Below are 19,233 nucleotides of genomic sequence, written 5' to 3'. Positions count from 1 at the left end.
ACGAGGTCGGCGGGACGGCGGTCTGCGCCGGCCGGGACGATCACTCGTCCCGGACCTCGATCCCCGTGTTGGCGGCGAGCGCGGGGGCGATCGCGAGCAGCTGGGCCTGGCCGATGACCGCGCCGCCCAGTGACTCGAAGCCCGACACCAGGTCGAGTTCGGTCGCCCCGCGCAGGTCGACCTCGCTCAGCTTCGCCTTGGCCAGGTGCAGGCCGCGCAGGCTGGAGCCGGGGAAGGTGACGCGCGTGAGCGCCGCCTGGCCGAAGTCCACGTCGGTGAGCACGCAGTCCTCGAAGACCACGTCGATCATGCGCGAGGCCCGGAAGTTGACCCCGCTGAGCTTGCAGGAGGAGAACACCACCCGCTGGATCTCGCAGTCGAAGGATGCGACCCCGGCGAACATGCTGGCCACGATGTCGCTGTCGAGCCAGGTGCATTCGGCGATGTCGGTGCCCGCCATGCGCGCCGAGTGCAGCCAGACGTCGGTGAACCTGCACCTGCGCAGCACCCCGCCGTCCCAATGGGTGCCGGTGAAGGCGCTCTCGATGAACCGGGCGCCGGTGAGGTTGATCCCGTCGAACCTCTCGCCGTCGAAGTGGACGACCTCGTGCGGGTCGAAGTGGAGCTCGTCCCTGTCGAAGGGGCGCAGGTCCTCGGCGTAGGGCAGGTCGGAGATGGCGGTGGGAACGGGGCGACGACCGGGCACGGGGTCCTCTCCGGAGGCGGCCCTCGAGGGGCCGTGTGGTGGACACGGGCGCGGGGCGGGTTCGGGCCTGGCGGCACCGCGGTCTCCTGGCCAGTGGAACCTACCATCGCCCCGATCGGCGTCCTGACCAGTCCGTACGCCGCCGCGGGCAGGAGGGCGGGTACCCATGAGCCCTCGGCGGCGAGCCGAGCCGGCAGTATCAAAAGACCTCGGCGTACACATTCCACAGGTTCTGATTCTCCGACTTCTTCGCTGCCATGGGCCTTTTCGTCCTTGTCACACCGTGAAGGCGTTCTTCGTCCGAAACATCGCCCTGTCGTTGAAAGACGGTGGTGGGATGTGCGCGAGGCGGTTGGGGCCGTCGAATGAACGAGGCGAGAGGGGAGCCCGATTTCTCCGGCGCTTATCTCCCTGCCGACGATGGTTTCCGGACTTTCCTTTGTCGGCTTGTCCTGAGGGATCTCAGAGATCGTCCGCCGGTGGATGTGAGAAGCACCAGGCTGGGGATACGCCGGTTCCCGAGCCCGATCCGGGGGACCGGCTTTGATGTGCTCGGACCGTCTGTGGGGGACCGCGGGAGATTTTCCCTGGATGGCTGCCGATGTCACGCTATGATCACATTGGCTGGGGGTGTCATTCGTTTCCTCTCCTCCCACGTCACGTGTCCAGACACCAACGCCAGCACCGGATTCCAGTCATAAGCGACATTACGCGCTTTTTGTGCGTTGAACTGAAGAGCGGCCATGACTTCTGCCCCCGGCTACCGTTTCAATCCCCCCTCGAACTGGCCTGCCGCCCCTGCGGGGTGGTTTCCGCCCTCGGGGTGGACTCCGGATCCGTCCTGGCCGCCGGCCCCGCCTGGCTGGCAGTTCTGGCTCCCCGTCGAAACCGTGCCGGAGTCGGCACCGCCGCCTGCCCCGGCCAACCCGTCGTTGCCCACCGGCCTGCCGTCTGTTCCGGTTCCGGCCACCTCAGGCTCGGGTCTGTTCGGCAAGAAGAAGCGGCTGGAGGAGTTGGAATCGGAGAACTCGCGTTTGCGCGAGTGGGTCGCGAGTCTGCAAGGCATGGACGCCCTGCAGATCGCCACGCAGACCGAGGCCATGCGCGAGCGGCAGATCCAGGAGGGGCTGAGGGCGCAGGAAGCAGAAGCTCGGTGGCAGACGGAGATCGGTCGTGCCGAAGCCGAACTGAACCGAGTGCGGTCAGAGGTGGCCCGAGCTCGGACCTGGGTCGTGGAGACGGAAGAGACCGCGCTTCTGCAGGAAGCCGGCGTTTACGAGTACCAACACCCGTTGGCCGACGCGGTCGCCTACAAGGCTCAGCTGAAGAACGTGAAGGACACGCTGAAGGCGATGGTGCGTAGGGACACCGCCGTGCTCGCCGCGACCGACTGGCAGGTCAATGGTTCCCTGGCCCAGGGCCGCGCGATGGTTCGGGACTTCTCCAAGCTCATGCTGCGCGCCTACAACGCCGAAGCCGACAGCCTGGTCCGCTCGATGAAGCCCTACAAGCTCGCCTCGGCCACGGACCGGCTCGGCAAGACTCGCGAGACCATCGCCAGGCTGGGCAAGACGATGCACATCCGCATCGGCGACGACTACCACCACCAGCGCTTGTACGAACTGCAGTTGACAGCGGACCACCTGGCCAAGGTCGAGGAGGAGAGGGAGCGCGTCCGTGAGGAGAGGGAGCGCCAGAGGGAGGAGGAGAAGGCTCGCCGCGAGTTCGAGAGGGAGAAGGCGCGGCTGATCAAAGAGCAGTCCCACTACGAGTCCGCGCTGGCCAAGCTCGAAGCCAGGGGCGACGAGGCCGGAGCCGCCCAGATGCGGGAGAAAATCGCCGAGGCCGAGGAGGCGATCAAGGGCGTCAACGATCGCGAGGCCAAGATCCGCGCCGGGTACGTCTATGTGATCTCCAACATCGGTGCCTTCGGTGAGGACATGGTGAAGATCGGAATGACTCGGCGCCTGGATCCGATGGACCGAGTGCGCGAGCTGGGAGATGCCTCCGTTCCCTTCCGCTTCGACGTGCATGCCCTCATCTTCAGTGAGGACGCGGTGGGGTTGGAGTCGCGGCTCCACCGGGAGCTGGAGAAGCACCGGGTCAATCGGGTCAATATGCGCCGAGAGTTCTTCAACGTCAGTCCCGCCGGTGTGCGCGACCTTCTGGCTCGGATCTCCGACCAACACCTGCTGGAGTACCGCGAGATGCCCGAGGCGCTGGAATGGCGGGCCAGTCAGAAGGAGAGCTGACGCTGCGCACGCCTCGTGATCGGTCCCACCGCCGGACCCGCCGGGCACCGGCGGGTCCGCGGGGTCGGGCTCATGGCAGGGTCGGGAGATGATCGGCCGGGTGCTGACGGGGCGTGCTCATGGCCGTTGGGTTTGGGGAGTCATCGAATGAACGAGGTGATATGGGAGCCCCTGGTCGCCGGCGCGTATTTCCTCGGTATGCTGACGCTGGTTTTCGGGATGATCGTCTATTTGCTCGTCCTGAGGGATACACGAGGTCATCCGCCGGTGTGGGTCAAGATGGCGTTCGGCTCGGTGTTCCTTTTCGCGTTGGTCCTGGTGGCGCTCTCGCATCTCTCGTGAGGGGCCTGGACCGTTCCCCACGGGGTCTTCGCGTGAGCCGATTCCGCGTTCTACGGGCGGGGGCCTGCAGTGATCTCCTCGGCCAGTGCGACGGCGTCCTCCTCCTCGGCCGTGCGCAGTGCGCCGAGCAGCGCGCGCAGGTCCTCCGCGTTCGCTCCTTCGCGCGACCGGAGCTCGACGTAGACTCCCGGACTCCACTCCGCCCGGACGAGGTCTCCCTGTGAGCCGTCCTCGTCGTGGACGCTCATGACCGTGAGTCCTGCTTCCTCGGTCTCCTCGCACGAGATGCCCTCGAAGTCGCAGCGGTCCCGGAGCGGGTCCGCGGGAGCCGGGTCGCCCAGGGCGTCGGCCACGAAGTCCGCCCAGGTGGTGATTTCGATCCGGTCGCCGTCGGAGGTCTCGTAGTCGAGCCTGAGGTACTCGCCTTGCTGGTCCCACGCGTGGACGGCCGACCACTCCCGCGACTCCAGGAGAAGGGCTCGGCCCGCGTGCGCGGAGACCTTTTCCCGCACCTCGTCGAACGCCTCCCGCTCTTCCTGCACATGGCTGTTCCAGTCCACCAGGGCCCGCAGGACGACCACGGCGACCACGACGGCGACCGCCCACCGGAACTCGCGCCCCTGCGTCCACACGAGCGCCACCAGTCCGGCGAAGCCGCTCAGCGCGAAGGCCCACAGGGCGGATCCGACCGGCCAGAGGGAGGTGGAGGCGCCGATCAGGGAGAACGTCACCATCAGTTGGACGTAGACCACGCCCACGACCCCGGTCAGGAAGCACAGGGTGACGGCGGGGCGAGGGACGCCGACACGCTGGAACAGCGGCCAGAGCAGGGCGCACCCGAAGCAGACGAGGACGACGGCGGTGGAGACGAACACGCCGATCGGGTCACCGTACGAGGTGTCCCCGTGGGAGGCCGAGAGCCCGGCGGCGAGCGCGGCGAGGCCGGGGGCGGCGAAGAGGACGATCATGTACAGCGCCCCGCCGACGACCGCGCCGCAGCCGAAGCGTGGATCCGGGTGCGGACGAGAGGCGGAGCCACCGGAGGCGGGCTCGTCGGAGGGCAGGGGGGAGCCCGTCGTCTCGGGTGCAGCGGAGTCCACGGTGCGGCGGCCTCTCGTACGTCGGTGCGGGTGCGGGTGCGGGTGCGGGCTGGGTGCGGGTGCGGGTGCGGGTGCAGGGACAGGTGCGGGTGCGCCGTGCGGGCGCGTCCGGAGGTGGGATGCGCGCGCACGGCCCGCGGTTGCCGGAGCCCTCGCGCGAGTCCTCCGTTCTCCTCCGCCAAGGCGTGGGGCGACGCGTCAGAGCAGGCCCTTGAGGTAGGAGCCCGTCCGGCTGTCCGGGGCCGCCGCCACCTGCGCGGGCGTGCCCTGCACCACGATCCGGCCGCCCTCGGACCCTCCGCCCGGACCCAGGTCGATGACGTGGTCGGCGGTGGCCACGACCCGCATGTCGTGCTCGGCCGCCACCACGGTGGCGCCCGCCCCGACGAGGTCGCGCAGGCGGCCGAGCAGGACGTCGGTGTCATGCGGATGCAGGCCGGTCGTGGGCTCGTCGAGCAGGTACACCGTGTCGGCGACCCGGCGGCGCTGGAGTTCGGTGGCGAGCTTGATCCGCTGGGCCTCGCCGCCGGACAGCTCCGTGGCGGGCTGGCCCAGGCGCAGGTAACCCAGTCCCACTCCGGCCAGGGTCTCCAGGGAACGCCGCACCGACGGCTCCTCGGTGAAGAACTCCACCGCTTCCTCGACCGACATCGCGAGCACGTCCGCGACCGTGCGCCCCCGGTACCGCACGCGCAGGGTGTCGTCCTTGTAGCGCGAGCCGCCGCAGGCCGGGCACGGGGCGTAGGTGGTGGGCAGGAACAACAGCTCCACCGACACGAACCCCTCGCCCTCACAGGTCGGACAGCGTCCGCCCACGACGTTGAAGGAGAACCGGCCGGGCCCGTAGCCGAGTGAACGGGCCTGCTCGGTGGCCGCGAACAGCTTGCGCACCGTGTCGAAGAGCCCGGTGTAGGTCGCCAGGTTGGAGCGCGGCGTCCGCCCGATGGGCTGCTGGCTGACCCACACCACCCGGCCGTGCTCCGCGGCCCGGTCGCCGATCTCCGCCAGCAGCGAGGACTTGCCCGACCCGGACACCCCGGTCACGGCGGTGAACACGCCCAGGGGAATGTCGACGTCCAGCTCCCGCAGGTTGTTGCGCGTGGCCGCGCGCAGTTCCAGCCGACCGCTGGGGGAGTGGGCGCGGTGCTCCGGGAGGACGTCCTGGAACAGGTAGCGGCGGGTCACCGACTCCGGGACCTCGCGCAGTCCGGGCACCGGGCCGCTGTACAGCACGTGTCCGCCGTGCTCACCCGCCTGCGGACCGACGTCGACGATCCAGTCCGCACCGCGCACGATGTCCAGGTCGTGCTCGACGAAGCACACGGTGTTGCCGCCGTCGCGCAGGCGCCGCAGGATCCCGGTGAGCGCCTCGCAGTCGGCCGGGTGCAGTCCGGCGGAGGGCTCGTCCAGGACGTACACCACCCCGAAGAGCCCCGTCCCCAGCTGGGTGGCCAGCCGAATCCTCTGGAACTCCCCGGTGGACAGCGTCGGAGCGGGCCGGGCCACGCTCAGGTAGCCCAGACCCAGTTCGGCCAGCACCTCGACGCGTGCCGTGATCTCCCCGACCAGCGCACCGGCCGCCCCGGTGTCCGCACGCCAGGGGCGCAGCAGGGCGACGAGTTCGGCCAGGGGCAGCGCGGCCAGTTCGGCGATGGTGCGACCGGCGAAGGTGACCCGCAGCGCCTCCTGCCGCAGCCGCCGCCCGCCGCACTCCCGACAGGTCCGGTCGACCATGAACTCGGCGGCCTTGCGCCGCCGGGCCTCACTGGCGGAGGAGGCGTAGGCCTTGAGCACCAGGCTCCGGGCGCTGCTGTACTTGCCCTGGTAGGGCCGGTGGACCCGGCCGGCCTCACGCACCGGGTGCACGGTCACCACGGGCTGTTCGTCGGTGAACAGGATCCAGTCGCGCTGCTCCTGGGGCAGCTCCCGCCAGGGTCGGTGGATGTCGTACCCGAGGGTGTCGAGGATGTCGCGCAGGTTCTTGCCCTGCCAGGCCCCCGGCCAGGAGGCGATCGCCCCCTCGGCGATGCTCAGCTCGGGGTCGGGCACGAGCGATTCCTCGGTGACCTCGTGCTCGACCCCCTCCCCGTGGCAGACGGGGCAGGCGCCGACGACGGTGTTGGGGGAGAAGGAGTCCGAGTCCAGGTGCTCCGCCCCCGCCGGATAGGTGCCGGCCCGGGAGAAGAGCATGCGCAGCGTGTTGGACAGCGTGGTGAGGGTGCCCACGGTGGAGCGGACCGAGGGCGCGGTGCGCGGTTGGGCCAGGGCCACGGCCGGGGGCATCCCGGTGACGTCGTCCACGTCCGGGGCCGGGAGCTGCTGGAGCAGCCGCCTGGCGTAGGGCGCCACCGACTCCAGGTACCGGTGCTGGGACTCGGCGTAGAGCGTCCCGAAGGCCAGGGAGGACTTCCCCGACCCGGAGACCCCGGTGAAGGCGACCAGGGCGTCGCGGGGCAGTTCCGTGTCCACGTTCTTCAGGTTGTGGATGCGGGCGCCGCGCACCCGGATGCGGTCGTCGTGGTTGTCCATGGGACCAGCATGACCCGGTCACGGCCCTGGAAGGGACCCAGGGGCCGTCCGTGTGGGGCAGACCACGGCGGGTCCGCACTTGTGGCCCATACTGGGCGCTGGACGCGCTCGGCATCACCGCGTTCGCGGACCGGCTCACGCACCTGCTCTCCTACGGCCAGCGCAAGCGGGTCGTGCTGGCCGGGGCGATGGCGATGTTCCCCGACGTGCTGATCCTGGACGAACCCACAGCCGGGTTGGACCCGGCGGGGGTGGTGGACCTGGTGTCGACCCTGGACGCCCTGCGGTCGCGGGGCACCACGCCGGTGGTGTCCACCCACGACGTGGACCTGGTGCACGGCTGGGCGGATCGGGCGCTGGTCCTGGACCGGACGGTCCTGGCGGCGGGCCCGGCCGGGGAGGTCCTGGGCGACGCCGACCTGCTGGCCCGCGCCCGGCTGCGCCCGGCCTGGGGCCCGCTGGTGGGGCGGGCTCTGCGCGCGCACGGCCTGCTGCCGGCCGACGCGGCGGACCCCGCCCCACCCGAGGACCTGGCCCGCCTCCTGGACACATGACCGGGTGGCCGCCGAACCTTCCTGGGTCAGGGGACGAGGTCCGGGCGGCCGGTCCACGGGACGTCTTCGACTGAGACGCGAACACATGGGGGTGCGGCGGACGCGGGCGCACGGGAGCCGTCACTCCCCTCAGCAGGCGGAGAAGTGGTCGTCGGCCGCCCAGTCCCCTTCCGCCCACGTCTCGGCCGCGGGCGGGGTGAAGCCGGGGTAGAGCCCGGCCAGTTCGTCGAGCAGCCAGTCGGTGAAGCGCGCCGCCCCCTGGGGGCAGGTGTGGATGCCGTCGGGGTGGCGATCGGCCAGGCCCTCCCTCTCCTGGGCGTACTCCTGGCCCCACACGTCGCCCGCGTCGAGCACGGTGGCTTGCCCTGCGGAGTCCCGCGCGACGTCGCGCGCGACCTGCGGTGCGCGTTCGAGGTCGTCCACGTGGGGCTCGTAGAAGTCGTCGGGGCGGATCGGCGGGGCGGTGAGGACGACCAGCTCGGCCTCCGCGTCCGTCACGGTCTCCACGAGCCGTTCGTAGCCTTGCGACTGCTCCTCACGCGTGCCCCAGTCGTAGGTGGTGATCTGGTAGAGCACCACGTCGGGTGACGCGGACTCGATCTGCTCGGGGAGGGTCTCCCACTGCTCGTCGGAGAAGGGGCCGACGACGTTGCCGCCGCCCTCGGCGGCCAGTGACTCGAACGCGACCGTGCTCTGCTCGAACGCGGCCGTCAGCGGCAGGGACTGGCCCACCGCGATGGAGTCGCCGATGAACAGGACGGAGGAGATCGGTGCGGTCGAGGGGCTGGGATCGGCGGGGGCGGCGGTGTCCGCGGAGTCCGCGGGTGTGCCCGAACAGGCGGCCGTCAGCAGGACCAGAGGCCCGACGGCGGTGAGAGTGCGCAGTGCGTTGTTCATGGCGTCCACACTCGCGTGCCCGTGTCCCGGCCGGTCCGCCGCCGTGTCGCAGTCGTGTCCCGGTCGGCCGCGTTCCACGGTTCACCGTGGTGCCGTGGCCGATACTGGGCGGGTGGCACGACTCCTGCTGATCGAAGACGACCCCATGGTGCGGCGAGGGCTCGAACTCGCGCTGTCCAGGCACGGGCACGGCGTCCGCACGGCCGACACCGGTGAGGAGGGCCTGGAGCTCTTCCTCTCCGCCCCGCCGGACCTGGTCGTGCTCGACGTGATGCTGCCCGGCATGGGCGGATTCGAGGTGTGCCGCCGCATCAGGGCCGTCGGCGACACACCGGTGATCATCCTGACGGCGCTGGGCGACGACTTCGACGTCGTCGGCGGCCTGGCGGCGGGCGCGGACGACTACGTGGTCAAGCCCGCGCAGCCCACCGTGCTCGACGCGCGCGTGCGCGCGGTGCTGCGCCGCAGCTCCGGTGAGGCCGGCGGGGCGCGCGTCCACGGCGACCTGCGGATCGACACCACCGCCCTGACGGTCTCCCTGCGGGGTGGGCCGGTGTCGCTGACCCCCACCGAACTGCGCCTGCTCCTGGTCCTGTCCCGGTCACCGGGCCGGGTGTTCAGCCGCCAGCAGCTGCTGGAGGAGGTGTGGGAGCACGACTACCTCGGTGACTCACGACTGGTCGACAACTGCGTGCAGAGGCTGCGGGCCAAGATCGAGTCGTCCGACGCCGATCCCCGGTACGTACAGACGGTGCGGGGATTCGGCTACCGGTTCGGACCGGTATGAGGACCTCCCGATGGCCTCGCCCCCGCGGGCTCAGGGCCCGGCTCCTGGCGGCGTTCGTCCTGGTCACGGTGCTGGGCGCCGCCGCGTCGGCCTGGGCGGGCGCCGACTCGGCGAGCTCGGCGCTGGTCTCCTCCCACCAGCACCGGATCACCGAAACCGTCGCCGCGCAGATCGCGGGCGCCGCACCACAGCTGACCTACCCACCGGACCAGGAGGCGCTCGACCGCCTGAGCCAGGCGGTCGGGGGCGAGGCCCTGGTCGCGTACGAGGACCTGACCTCCGCCGGCGCGTTCGCCAGCGGCCTGGTCACCGACGAGCTCCGGAGCGCCGTGCGCCGCGAGCACGACGTGGTCGCCCAACGGATCACGCGCGAGGGCCGGTCGTGGCTCCTGGTGGGGACCCCGGTCATGTTCACCGCCCCCGACGGGACGCGGTCCGCGTCCGGGATCGAGGTGTACGCCCTGCGCGACCTCGCCGCCGTGGAGAGCGAGATCGACGGGCTCACCCTGGCCGCGTTCACCACGGCGACGGCGGCCCTGCCCCTGTCGGTGCTCCTGGCGCTCCTGGCCGCACGCGGAGTCCTGCGGCCGGTCCGAGACCTGCGCGACACGGCCGGGCGGCTGGCCTCCGGCGACCTCGACGCCCGCGCGGAGCCCCAGGGCGCCGACGAACTCGCCGAACTGACCGCCGCCGTCAACGAGATGGCGGCGTCGCTGCAGGAGTCCATGGCGATGAAGGAACGGATGCGGGCCGACGCCCGCAGGTTCGTCGCGGACGTCTCCCATGAGCTGCGCACGCCCCTGAGCACACTGGCGGCGGTGGTGGAGGTGCTGGAGTCCTCGACCGACGGCGTGCACGACGACGCCCGCGAGTCCGCGCGGATGGCGATCAGTGAGACCCACCGCCTGATCAGGCTGGTGGAGGACCTGATGGAGGTGTCCCGCTTCGACGCCGGGACCGCCAGGCTGCACGTCGAGGAGGTCGACGTGGTCGACACGGTCCGGGCCTGCCTTCGGTTCCGGGGCTGGACGGACCGGGTCGAGGTGCAGGCGCCGGAGCGAGTCGTGCTGCGCCTGGACCGCCGCAGACTCGACCTCGTCCTGGCCAACCTGGTCGGCAACGCCCTGCGGCACGGGGCGCCACCGGTGCGGGTGGCGGTGCACGCGTCGGCCGGCGGCGTGCGCGTCACCGTCACCGACGCCGGGCCGGGGCTGGGCGAGGAGGTGCTCCCGCACGTGTTCGACCGCTTCTACAAGGCGGACAGGTCCCGCACCCGCACGCCGGGCAGCGGCCTGGGCCTGGGCATCGCGCGGGAGAACGCCCGCCTGCACGGGGGCGACCTCACCGCGGCCGACACCGGATCCGGTGCGCGGTTCGACCTCGTACTACCCGAGCAGGAGGAGGAGCAGTGAGGCGTGTGTGGGCGGTGGTGCCGGTGCTCGCCCTGGCCATGGGATGCGGGAACGGTCCCGCGGAGGTGGTCGACGGCGGCCCGGCCCCCACGGGCGTGGCGCCGGGGGTCACGCTGTACTTCCTCGACGAACAGGGCGATCTCCAGCCCCGGCTCCGGGAGACCGGACGCCTGGGCACGATCCCCGAGGCGATGTCCCTCCTGCTGGCGGGGCCGGGAGGATCGGGCCTGCGCACAGGGATCGAACCCGGCGACGCCCAGCGCATGACGGTGACCGTGAAGGGCGACGTGATCGAGTTGATGACCCCGCTCTCCCTCGATGAGGTCAGCCCCGCGGGCATCGACCAGATCGTGTGCACCGCCCTGGCGACGTACGTGCAGTCGGGCGGATCGCCCGACACCGGGGTGCGTGTCCGGTTCACCCTGCCCACCCCGGAGTCGGACGAGATCCGTCACTGCCCCGTGATCGACTGAGCCGGCTGCTCAGTCCAGTGCGGTGACGTCCACGGAGGGCGGCGGCGGTGCGGGGAGAGCGACCCACAGCACGGCCAGGGCGACCATGACCGCGGCGAACGCGATCGCCCCCCGGCGCCCCGTGGCCCAGCTCGCGTGGAAGCGGATCGGGTTCTCGACCAGGTGGGTCGACGCCGCGGCCAGTCCGATCGACACCGCGACGACCGCGGAGGTCCACCACCACCCCGTCAGGCCGGTCGCCTCGGGGGAGAGCAGCACGATGACCGGCCAGTGCCACAGGTAGAGGCTGTAGGAGATCAGCCCCGTCCACCGCAGGGGCTCCCACGACAGGACCCGCGACACCGGGTCCCGGGGGGAGCGCGCGGACAGGCTGATGAGCACCGCGCAGGCCAGGGCGTGCGCGACCAGTCCGCCCGGGTACAGCCAGGGGGAGGCCGTCCCGTCGGCGAGGAGCCACAGCCCGGCGATCACGGCCGCCGCCGTGGCGGACACCGTTGTCAGAGCCCTCGGCGAGCGCTCCGCCAGGCGGGACGACAGGTGTCGCACCGAGGGTGTGGCGGCCAGCGCGCCCAACAGCAGCGAGAAGGCCCTCGTGTCGGTTCCGGTGTAGACCCGGGTCGGATCGGAGGGGTCGACGAGGAGGGCCATCGCCAGCACGGACGCGGCCGCGAGGGAGGCGGTGAGCACCGCGACAGGGGTGCCCGCTCTCGTTCTCGTGCCGCGCAGGGCGACCAGGGCCAGGAGCAGCGGCCAGAGGAGGTAGAACTGCTCCTCCACCGCGATGCTCCACAGGTGTCCGAACACCCGGTCGGCCCCGAACCGGTCCCAGTACCCGGCCGACGAGGCGAGCAGGTGCCAGTTGACCAGGTTGGCCTGGACCCACGGCCCGTCCGCGAGCGTGCTGCGCACCAGGCCGGAGGAGCCCACGGCCCGGACCAGCAGGGTGACGCCGACGAGCATCAGTGCCAGCGCGGGGAGCAGGCGGCGCAGGCGGCGCCCCCAGAAGGAGATCAGGCGGACCCGGCCGGTCGCCTCGATCTCGCGCAGGAGCAGACCGGTGATCAGGTAGCCGGACAGGACGAAGAAGAGGTCGACGCCGAGGAACCCGCCGGCCTGGTGCCCGGTGTGGAAGAGCAGGACACCGATGATCGCGACGCCCCGCAGCCCGTCCAGGGCGGACAGGTGCCGCCTGCGGGTCGGGATCGACTGGTCGGTGGTGGCCGATGGCTCTGGTCTCATGGCCCTGAGCCTTCCGGAGCCGCGTCCGAAGGGAGTCCCCAGGATGTCCCGGTTGCGTCGCAGGGCGCGCCCCTGGCCGAGCCCCATCGACGGCGTGCGCCTGGACACCGACACCCACAGGCCGGCCGCTTACACGGCCGACTACTCATGGGCCGGGGCCGGGGCCGGGGCCGGGGCGCGGCGCGGGTCAGCGGCCGATGGTCCAGGGCCCGTCGGCCTGGATGTGGAAGTACTCGACCGCTTCGGGGCCGTCGAGCAGCGGCAGGTCGCCGAGGGTGACGCTGCCCTCGTAGGCGCCGATCTCGTTGACGATGCTCGCGTGGCGCGTCTCGTCGGCGCCGTAGGTGACGATGATGAAGTTGCTGCTGCCGGAGTGGGTGAGCTCCAGGGTCATGTCGGCCGAGGGAGTCCAGTCCAACCGGTAGAGCGCCTCCCCGGTCCCGCTGAGCCAGTAGGTGTCGCTGTCCCAGGTCAGAGCCTCGGAGGCGGGCATGGGCAGGCCCTCTTCGCTGCCGGTGTCGGCGGGCTCCTCTGCCGCCTCCTCGGTGGTTCCGTCCTCCGTGTCCTGCTCGGCGGTGCCGGTCTCCTCGGCCGGGGCGGAGTCGGTCGGCGGGGTCGCGTCCTCGCCGACGGGCTCCAGTTCGCCGACGGAGAAGGAGCAGGAGCAGGAGCTCAGAGCCGCCGCGAGGGCGAGGGAGGCGGTGCCGGGGCCGCCCGTGCGAGAACGGTGCCGCGCGGGGAGCCGGGGGTGATGTGATGACTCATGATCAGCGTTTTCCAAGGTGGGAGTGGGATGGATGCCACTTCGGGGCCTCAGGGGAGTGGGGTGGGGGATGAAGGCGGGGACTTGTTCCATGGCTGTGACGCGATGGGTCCTGCTGAGGTTCCGGATATCCGGTGGCGAGTCAGGACGAACTGTTTATGACCCACACCACCCGGTCGGCTACGGGGTCCGGTCCCCGATCTCCGCCAGGCATGGCCACCGGGGCGACGTCCGCCCCGGGAGAAGGCGCGCAGACGCCCCCGGGGCCAGTGGGCTCCGGGGGCGTGTCCGCGGACGGGCTTCGGCTCGCCGAAGGCGAGGGCCCGGCGCCGCGGTGTCAGTGCAGGGGCCCGCAGGCGGCCGGGTTGGTGGCCTCCATCGGCAGGCTCGGGTCGAGTTCGCTGGCGCCCAGGACGTCGCCGTAGGCGCCGTCGCCGTCGTAGTCGATGCCGTGGACGACGATCACGGCGTTGTCGTCGCGGATCGCGTCGGCGGCGGCCTGGCTCAGCTCGAAGGTGCGGTCATAGGAGATCGTGCCGCCGGATGCGGTCGGGAAGCGGTCGACGGCCAGCGCGCTGTCCGCGCTGGTGTCCCCCTTGGTGGTCAGCGAGGTCTCCACGGCGCCGTAGGCCTCCAGGCCGTCGACGGTGCTGAGCGCCCGCTGCCCGTTGTGGACGCCCGCGTCGTAGTCGGTCGGGCATTCGCCCTGGCCGCCGATGTGGATGTGCTGGGCGTGCGGGTGGTCGGCGAGGATGTCGTTCACGCGGATGCGCACCCGCGCGGTCTCGCCCTCCAGCCAGACCGTGGCGGTGCCCGAGGCCTGGGAGTTGTTGATCTTCACGGGGAGCAGGTCCGCCGTGTACTTCTCGACACCGTGGTAGCCGGCGTAGCCCGACCACTCGTCGGCCTGGGCGCTGCCCATCACCATCGGAACGGTGACGGCGGTCGCGACGGTGAGGCAAGCGAGTCGACTGGTGAGGTTCATGACGCCTTCTGAGAACGGGAGTGATTACTCTCCGTAACTTTATTGGGATCGTGCGCGCCCCGGCCGTGGCGTACGGTCGACGGTTGGGGTCGGGGGCGGGCACCCGTCGTAGAGGCCCTTGCTGGGCCGGTCCTGGGGCCCATCCGGGGCCCGCCTCAGCTCTCGCGCAGGACCTCTTCGGCGGCGCGGTGGCCGCTGGAGACGGCGCCGTCCAGGGTGCCGTTGCCCGGGAAGACCCCGGTCTCGGCGGCCGCCCAGTGCACACGCCCCACGGGTCTGCGCAACCAGGGCCCGTAGCCGGTCAGGAAGCCCGGCGGGGTGGGCGACTGGTAGGCGCGGCTGTAGGTGCCCGGGCCCGCGCTCGACTGGGTGAGGGCGATCGGGTCGTCGGCCAGCGGGCCCAGGGCCACCCGCAGGTTCTCCAGGAGCAGCGCGCGGTGACGGACCGGCGCGCCGGCGATGCCCTGGTCGGCTCCCAGGGGGTCCCTCTCACCGAAGGTGTAGGTGTGCGCCACCAGCCGGCCCTCGGTGGAGTCCACGGGGCTGTCGTCGAGGGTCCAGGCGGGGACGCCGTCGTCGAAGTGCACTCCGCCCGACAGGCCGAACCCGCGCCAGAACGGCCGCCAGTACACCAGGTCGGTACGGATGATCTCGGCCTGCGGCCAGTCGCGCTGCAGGCGCTCGCGTTCGGGCGGCAGCGCCGGGGCGAACGCGACGTGGGCCGCGTCGGCGGGGGACACGGCCAGGACCGCCCGGTCCGCGGCGACCTCGCCCCACGGGCCCGACACCCGCACACCGTGCTCGTCCTGCCGTACCCGCTCCACGTGCCGGCCCGTGCGCACGAGCCCGGCGAGGGGAGCGGCCATGCGCTCGACCAGCAGAGCGGGGTCCAGTCGCAGGAAGTCCTCCTCCTCGGGCAGGTCGGGGCCGATGTGGGCCAGCAGCCACAGCAGGCTGATGCGGTCGGCGGGGAGCCCCGCGTCGAGGGTCAGGGCCTCCTCCACCAGAGCGAGCAGACGGGAGTCGGAGGAGTAGGAGCGCAGCCAGTCGCGCACCGTACACCGGTCCAGCCCCGCCGCCCCGACCGAGCTCCACGGCTCCGCGAGGTCGACCGTCCTGGTCTTGCGCGCGAAGCCGGTGAAGATCCACTCGTTGCGCAGCCGGGTCCACCACGAGGTCCCCAAGGGCACGTTGGCGTCACTGCGGTGGACTCCGCCGTCCTCGTCGACCCGCAGGTCCGCCAGGGCGGAGTCGTGCAGGGCGGGCTCGACCGCCACGTCGAGTTCGGCGGCCAGGTCCAGGAGTGCGCGCGCACCCGGCGGCAGGTACATGCTGCCCGCCCGGAGGCCGTCCGGTTTCGACGGGGGCATCAGCGCGGCACGGCCGCCCGGTTCGCCTCCGCCGTCGAGCAGGAGCACCTCCAGGCCGCCCTCGCACAGTCGCCGCGCCGCGGCCAGTCCGGATACGCCCGCACCCACGACCACGACGTCGGTCCGCTCGGCCACGCTGATCCCCTCATCCCTGAACTCCCTTGGTGAACGCGCCGCGACCGGAGGAGGTTCCACCGGACGGATCGCCGACGGCGCCGCGTGGTCGCGACCGCGTCCCCGGATACGCTCGTGAGGAGGGGCGACCCTACCGCCTCACCGACCAGGACGACACGGCGGGGACATGGACTTCACCATCCACCAGCTCAGATGCTTCCTCGCCGTGGCCCGCGAGCTCCACTTCGGCCGCGCCGCGGCACGGTTGCACCTGAGCCCCTCCGCGCTGAGCGACCAGGTCGCGGCCCTGGAACGGCGGGTGTCGCGTCCCCTCTTCGACCGCTCCTCGCGCGCGGTGGCGCTCACCGAGCACGGCCGTGAACTGCTGCCGCTGGCCGGGCGCGCGGTCGAGAGCATGGACGAGGTCGTGGAATGGGGCCGGGGGGAGACCGCCGAACCCTGTGTGCGCATCGGTCTCATGGTCTCCAGCACGGAGTTCCGCGCGATCATGGCCGAGGCGGCCCAGCACATGCCGCGCGTGCGATGGCAGGTGCGGCACCTGGGCTTCACCGGATGCCACGAGGCCCTGGCCAAGGGCGAAGTGGACTGCGCGTTCGTCGTCGGAACCGAGGAGGGGCCCCTGCCCGGATTCGAGTCGCTGCCCCTGTGGGAGGAGGACTGCCTGCTGGTGCTCTCCAAGGAGCACCGGTTGGCCGGGCACGCGTCGGTCACGCTGGCGCAGATCGCCCGGGAGACCTTCCTGTCGGTGGAGGGTGGGACGCACGACCGGTGGTTCTCGTCGGTGGCCGCCGGCGGCTCGCCGCCCCACCTGCTCCCGGTGGCCCACAACTTCGAGGAGATCCTGGAGATGTGCGCCGCCGGGCAGGGCGTCAACATCGCCGGACGCTCCGCCGAGACCGCCTACACCCACTCCGGCGTACGGTTCGTGCCCATCGTGGACGCCCCGCGGGTGACCACCTACCTGAGCGTGCGCCAGGGGCGCCGCCCCGCGGCGCTGGAACGGTTCGTCCGGCTCTGCGCGCTCGACGACACGCAGGCGCGCGCGTGAGCGTAGTGGAAGGGCTCTCGACATGAGCACCGGCACCGACGACACGCAGGCGCGCGCGTGAGCGTCCGGATGACCCGGACGACCGTTCGGGAGTTCGCGCTGGCCGCCGGCACGGACTCCGCCCCAGGATGGGGGCATGTCCCACGGCTCCTCCCGCTCCGCTGACCCCGTCAGGTCCGACACCGGGCTCGTCTACGCACGACGCGCCACCGGCGACCTCCTGCTCGACCTCCACCGGCCGAGCGCCGCGGACCGCCCCGTCCCCGTCGTGCTGTGGCTGCACGGAGGCGGCTGGTTCACCGGCGACCGGACCCTGGCGCCGGATCTGGCCCACCACGTCCGCGCCACCGGGTTCGCCTACGCGAGCATCGAGTACCGGCTCTCCGGGCAGGCGCTCTTCCCCGCCCAGCTGCACGATGTGCGAGCGGCGATCCGCTTCCTGCGGGCGCGGGCCGGACAGTACGGCCTCGATCCCGGCGCGGTCGGAGCCTGGGGAGCCTCGGCCGGCGGCCACCTGGCCGCGCTGGTCGGGCTGACAGGCCACCTGGCCGACCTGCCCGGTGAGGAGGAGACCGGAGGGGACCCGTCGGTGCGGGCGGTCGCGGAGTCCTACGGGCCCGTGGACCTGGCCGCCGTGGCCGCCGAGGCCGCGCGTGCGGGAAGGGACCCCGCCTCCTCGCCCGAGGCCCGCCTCCTGGGCGGCCCGCCCTCCGAGCGCGCGGAGCTCGCCCGCTACGCCAACCCGCTGACCTGGGTGAGCCCGGCCGCGCCCCCGTTCCAGATCTCCCACGGGACGGGCGACGACCTGGTCTCCCACACGCAGAGCGAACGCCTGCACGAGGCCCTGGCCGCCGTGGGCGTGCCCAGCGACCTCTACCTCCTCGACGGCTACCGGCACGGCTTCCTCAACCCGGCCGGACGCCTCGACGTCCGGACCGCGGCGCTGATGGACGACGGCCGTCTGGCGGCCGAGGGCCGCGCACCGGCCGCGCACCACGGCGTGTCCGGGCCCGGTTCCGGTCCCGGCGCGGGGACCAAGGCCGTCCCGGGCCGACCGGTGTCCTTCGGCTTCGACGACATCGACGCGTTCTTCCGCCGGCACCTCGCGCCCGGCGCCGCAGACCGCTCCCCAGACCGCCCCGCAGCGGACCCCCGACCGCGTTCCACCTCAGGAGAGCCCCGATGACCAGCACCGACCTGGAGACCATGCACACCCTCGCCCCGGTGATGAACGCCCTGCCCGGCGAGCCGGTCCCGTACTACCTGGCCGGCGGCGAGGGGCTGCGCTTCGAGATCGGGGACCAGTTGTGGACGGTCATCGCCCGCGGCTCGGACACCGGCGGTCTCTTCGACGCCGCCTTCGTCCTGGGGCCGCGCGGGTCCGAGGCGCCCTTCCACAGCCTTCCCGGGCACCAGCACTCCTACTACGTGTTCGAGGGCTGCGTGCAGTTCTGGCTCCCCGGCCAGAGCCGCGTCCTGGTCCCCGGCGACTCCATCCACGTGCCGCCGGGCACGCCGGTGGCCTACCGGATCTTCGGGCACATGTCCCGGCTGCTGTTCTTCTCCGCCTCCAGCGGCGCCCTGGACGCCCTGGTGGGATCGCGGGAGACCGTGGAGCGCCACGTCTACACGCCCGCCGAGGCCTCCGCCGCCCTGCTGCCGGGGGCGACGGAGCACGACCTGGGTCGCGTGCCCGCCCAGGACGTCTGGGACGACGCGCTGCCGGACGGCGCGCAGGCGTACTTCCTCCGCTCGCGGACCGGGGACCGCCGCGGGTGGCCGGACGCCCACAACGCCTACTCCGCGCGGGGCCGCAACACCGGCGGACGCTACTTCTCGGTCAGCACGCTCGCCGCGCCCCAGCCCTACATCATCCGCCACTTCCACCGCCTGCACACGGAGAACTTCCTGTGCCTGTCCGGGCGGATCTGGCTGTGGGTCAACGGTGAGGAGCTGCTGCTGACGTCGGGGGACTTCCTGCACGCCCCGGCCGGTACCGTGCACAGCTTCGCGATCGCCGCGCACAACACCCAGATGCTCGGGCTGCTCACCACCGACGTCTTCGAGCCGTTCTTCGACGTCACCGGGGTGCCGACCGACGATTACGTGCACACCGAGGGGCTCATCGACCCGTCCGTGGTGATGGGCGGCGTCCAGGCCGACCCGGACCTGGACCTGGTCGTGGTCGGCGGCCCGCCCCAGCGGGTGAGGGCGACGGGTCTGTGAGCGCTCGCTCCGGAGCGCGGCGCGGGGCGGGCGGAGCGCGCCCGCCCCGCTACAAGTCGGCGGTGGTCAGCTGGCTCGCGGTCTACCCGATCATCACCCTGCAGCTGTGGCTCCTGGGCCCCGTGGTCTCCGCGCTGCCCGTTCCGGTCGTCACGCTCGTCCTCACCGTCGTGCTGGTCACCCTGCAGACCTACGTGGTGATGCCGTTCATGACGCGCCTCTTCGAGCCCTGGCTCATGGCGGGACAGCGCCGTGAGGCCACGCCGGACACCGACGCCCGCGGCGCGGGGAAAGGCCGTGAGCCCGCGCAGGGCACCGATGCCCGCGGCGACGGCGTCGGGGACCGGACCGGCTGACGCGCCGACCGGAGGGTGTCCTGGCCGAGTGGTCCGTGTCCGTATTCGGCTCGCTATTC

Annotated in this window: 18 protein-coding genes; 10 read left to right on the top strand and 8 right to left on the bottom strand. The window is 72.0% G+C overall.

Annotated elements, in window-relative coordinates; all coding sequences use genetic code 11:
- Positions 1 to 40 precede the first annotated feature (40 nt).
- Positions 41 to 706: a pentapeptide repeat-containing protein gene (locus tag DFP74_RS24895; RefSeq protein WP_199725775.1), complete on the bottom strand. Its 666-nt coding sequence runs from the start codon at positions 704 to 706 to the stop codon at positions 41 to 43.
- A 743-nt stretch (positions 707 to 1,449) separates the two neighbouring features.
- Between DFP74_RS24895 and DFP74_RS24890 the strand changes: the two genes are divergently transcribed.
- Entirely contained in the window at positions 1,450 to 2,958 is a 1,509-nt protein-coding gene (locus tag DFP74_RS24890) for a DUF4041 domain-containing protein (protein ID WP_121185261.1), read from the top strand.
- 147 nt (positions 2,959 to 3,105) lie between these two features.
- Entirely contained in the window at positions 3,106 to 3,300 is a 195-nt protein-coding gene (locus DFP74_RS24885) for a hypothetical protein (RefSeq protein ID WP_121185259.1), read from the top strand.
- A gap of 50 nt (positions 3,301 to 3,350) precedes the next feature.
- On the opposite strand, the gene DFP74_RS24880 is transcribed toward DFP74_RS24885, so the two are convergent.
- Together DFP74_RS24880 and DFP74_RS24875 are read right to left on the bottom strand one after the other, a co-directional pair.
- Entirely contained in the window at positions 3,351 to 4,400 is a 1,050-nt protein-coding gene (locus DFP74_RS24880) for a hypothetical protein (RefSeq protein WP_121185257.1), read from the bottom strand.
- 198 nt (positions 4,401 to 4,598) lie between these two features.
- Positions 4,599 to 6,929, bottom strand: coding sequence for an excinuclease ABC subunit UvrA (locus DFP74_RS24875; RefSeq protein WP_121185255.1), 2,331 nt, complete (start codon positions 6,927 to 6,929; stop codon positions 4,599 to 4,601).
- 50 nt (positions 6,930 to 6,979) lie between these two features.
- Between DFP74_RS24875 and DFP74_RS24870 the strand changes: the two genes are divergently transcribed.
- The gene (locus DFP74_RS24870; protein WP_233571150.1) at positions 6,980 to 7,483 is read left to right on the top strand and encodes an ATP-binding cassette domain-containing protein; all 504 of its coding nucleotides are present in this window, start codon (positions 6,980 to 6,982) and stop codon (positions 7,481 to 7,483) included.
- Between the two features lie 129 nt (positions 7,484 to 7,612).
- Here DFP74_RS24870 and DFP74_RS24865 read toward each other — a convergent pair whose 3' ends face one another.
- Positions 7,613 to 8,380, bottom strand: a complete 768-nt coding sequence (locus DFP74_RS24865) for an SGNH/GDSL hydrolase family protein (RefSeq protein WP_121185253.1) — start codon at positions 8,378 to 8,380, stop codon at positions 7,613 to 7,615.
- Between the two features lie 112 nt (positions 8,381 to 8,492).
- Between DFP74_RS24865 and DFP74_RS24860 the strand changes: the two genes are divergently transcribed.
- The 3 genes from DFP74_RS24860 to DFP74_RS24850 are packed head-to-tail and all read left to right on the top strand — an operon-like array spanning position 8,493 to position 11,052.
- The gene (locus DFP74_RS24860; RefSeq protein WP_121185251.1) at positions 8,493 to 9,167 is read left to right on the top strand and encodes a response regulator transcription factor; all 675 of its coding nucleotides are present in this window, start codon (positions 8,493 to 8,495) and stop codon (positions 9,165 to 9,167) included.
- The gene (locus DFP74_RS24855; RefSeq protein WP_121185249.1) at positions 9,164 to 10,579 is read left to right on the top strand and encodes a HAMP domain-containing sensor histidine kinase; all 1,416 of its coding nucleotides are present in this window, start codon (positions 9,164 to 9,166) and stop codon (positions 10,577 to 10,579) included. The genes DFP74_RS24860 and DFP74_RS24855 overlap by 4 nt, the downstream gene beginning before the upstream one ends.
- Positions 10,576 to 11,052 (top strand): GerMN domain-containing protein, encoded by a 477-nt coding sequence (locus DFP74_RS24850; protein WP_121185247.1) that lies wholly within the window; start codon positions 10,576 to 10,578, stop codon positions 11,050 to 11,052. Before DFP74_RS24855 ends, DFP74_RS24850 begins: the two co-directional genes overlap by 4 nt.
- Before the next feature lie 9 nt (positions 11,053 to 11,061).
- Here DFP74_RS24850 and DFP74_RS24845 read toward each other — a convergent pair whose 3' ends face one another.
- From DFP74_RS24845 to DFP74_RS24830, 4 genes are all read right to left on the bottom strand, one after another.
- The gene (locus tag DFP74_RS24845) at positions 11,062 to 12,291 is read right to left on the bottom strand and encodes an acyltransferase (protein WP_121185245.1); all 1,230 of its coding nucleotides are present in this window, start codon (positions 12,289 to 12,291) and stop codon (positions 11,062 to 11,064) included.
- Between the two features lie 187 nt (positions 12,292 to 12,478).
- Complete coding sequence (locus DFP74_RS24840) at positions 12,479 to 13,072, bottom strand: hypothetical protein (RefSeq protein ID WP_233571149.1); 594 nt, start codon at positions 13,070 to 13,072, stop codon at positions 12,479 to 12,481.
- A 319-nt stretch (positions 13,073 to 13,391) separates the two neighbouring features.
- On the bottom strand, positions 13,392 to 14,039 hold the full coding sequence (locus DFP74_RS24835; protein WP_121185243.1) for a hypothetical protein: 648 nt from the start codon (positions 14,037 to 14,039) through the stop codon (positions 13,392 to 13,394).
- Between the two features lie 155 nt (positions 14,040 to 14,194).
- Positions 14,195 to 15,544, bottom strand: a complete 1,350-nt coding sequence (locus tag DFP74_RS24830) for an NAD(P)/FAD-dependent oxidoreductase (RefSeq protein ID WP_121185241.1) — start codon at positions 15,542 to 15,544, stop codon at positions 14,195 to 14,197.
- Between the two features lie 166 nt (positions 15,545 to 15,710).
- On the opposite strand from DFP74_RS24830, the gene DFP74_RS24825 reads away from it, so the two are divergent.
- From DFP74_RS24825 to DFP74_RS24810, 4 genes are all read left to right on the top strand, one after another.
- Positions 15,711 to 16,592, top strand: a complete 882-nt coding sequence (locus tag DFP74_RS24825) for a LysR family transcriptional regulator (RefSeq protein WP_121185239.1) — start codon at positions 15,711 to 15,713, stop codon at positions 16,590 to 16,592.
- 136 nt (positions 16,593 to 16,728) lie between these two features.
- Positions 16,729 to 17,778, top strand: coding sequence for an alpha/beta hydrolase (locus DFP74_RS24820; protein ID WP_121185237.1), 1,050 nt, complete (start codon positions 16,729 to 16,731; stop codon positions 17,776 to 17,778).
- Complete coding sequence (locus DFP74_RS24815; RefSeq protein WP_121185235.1) at positions 17,775 to 18,818, top strand: quercetin 2,3-dioxygenase; 1,044 nt, start codon at positions 17,775 to 17,777, stop codon at positions 18,816 to 18,818. Before DFP74_RS24820 ends, DFP74_RS24815 begins: the two co-directional genes overlap by 4 nt.
- Entirely contained in the window at positions 18,815 to 19,174 is a 360-nt protein-coding gene (locus DFP74_RS24810) for a hypothetical protein (RefSeq protein WP_147453911.1), read from the top strand. Before DFP74_RS24815 ends, DFP74_RS24810 begins: the two co-directional genes overlap by 4 nt.
- The last annotated feature ends 59 nt before the right edge of the window (positions 19,175 to 19,233 follow it).

It is taken from the genome of Nocardiopsis sp. Huas11 (assembly GCF_003634495.1).
GTDB lineage: Bacteria > Actinomycetota > Actinomycetes > Streptosporangiales > Streptosporangiaceae > Nocardiopsis.
The sequence above is the reverse complement of the archived record's forward strand: the minus strand, read 5'-3'. Positions and strand labels throughout refer to the sequence as shown.

Coding starts and splice junctions, on each gene's coding strand:
- DFP74_RS24875 (WP_121185255.1), bottom strand. CDS start 6,929: ATGGACAACCACGACGACCGCATCCGGGTGCGCGGCGCCCGCATCCAC.
- DFP74_RS24890 (WP_121185261.1), top strand. CDS start 1,450: ATGACTTCTGCCCCCGGCTACCGTTTCAATCCCCCCTCGAACTGGCCT.
- DFP74_RS24820 (WP_121185237.1), top strand. CDS start 16,729: ATGTCCCACGGCTCCTCCCGCTCCGCTGACCCCGTCAGGTCCGACACC.
- DFP74_RS24835 (WP_121185243.1), bottom strand. CDS start 14,039: ATGAACCTCACCAGTCGACTCGCTTGCCTCACCGTCGCGACCGCCGTC.
- DFP74_RS24845 (WP_121185245.1), bottom strand. CDS start 12,291: ATGAGACCAGAGCCATCGGCCACCACCGACCAGTCGATCCCGACCCGC.
- DFP74_RS24865 (WP_121185253.1), bottom strand. CDS start 8,380: ATGAACAACGCACTGCGCACTCTCACCGCCGTCGGGCCTCTGGTCCTG.
- DFP74_RS24815 (WP_121185235.1), top strand. CDS start 17,775: ATGACCAGCACCGACCTGGAGACCATGCACACCCTCGCCCCGGTGATG.
- DFP74_RS24825 (WP_121185239.1), top strand. CDS start 15,711: ATGGACTTCACCATCCACCAGCTCAGATGCTTCCTCGCCGTGGCCCGC.
- DFP74_RS24885 (WP_121185259.1), top strand. CDS start 3,106: ATGAACGAGGTGATATGGGAGCCCCTGGTCGCCGGCGCGTATTTCCTC.
- DFP74_RS24855 (WP_121185249.1), top strand. CDS start 9,164: ATGAGGACCTCCCGATGGCCTCGCCCCCGCGGGCTCAGGGCCCGGCTC.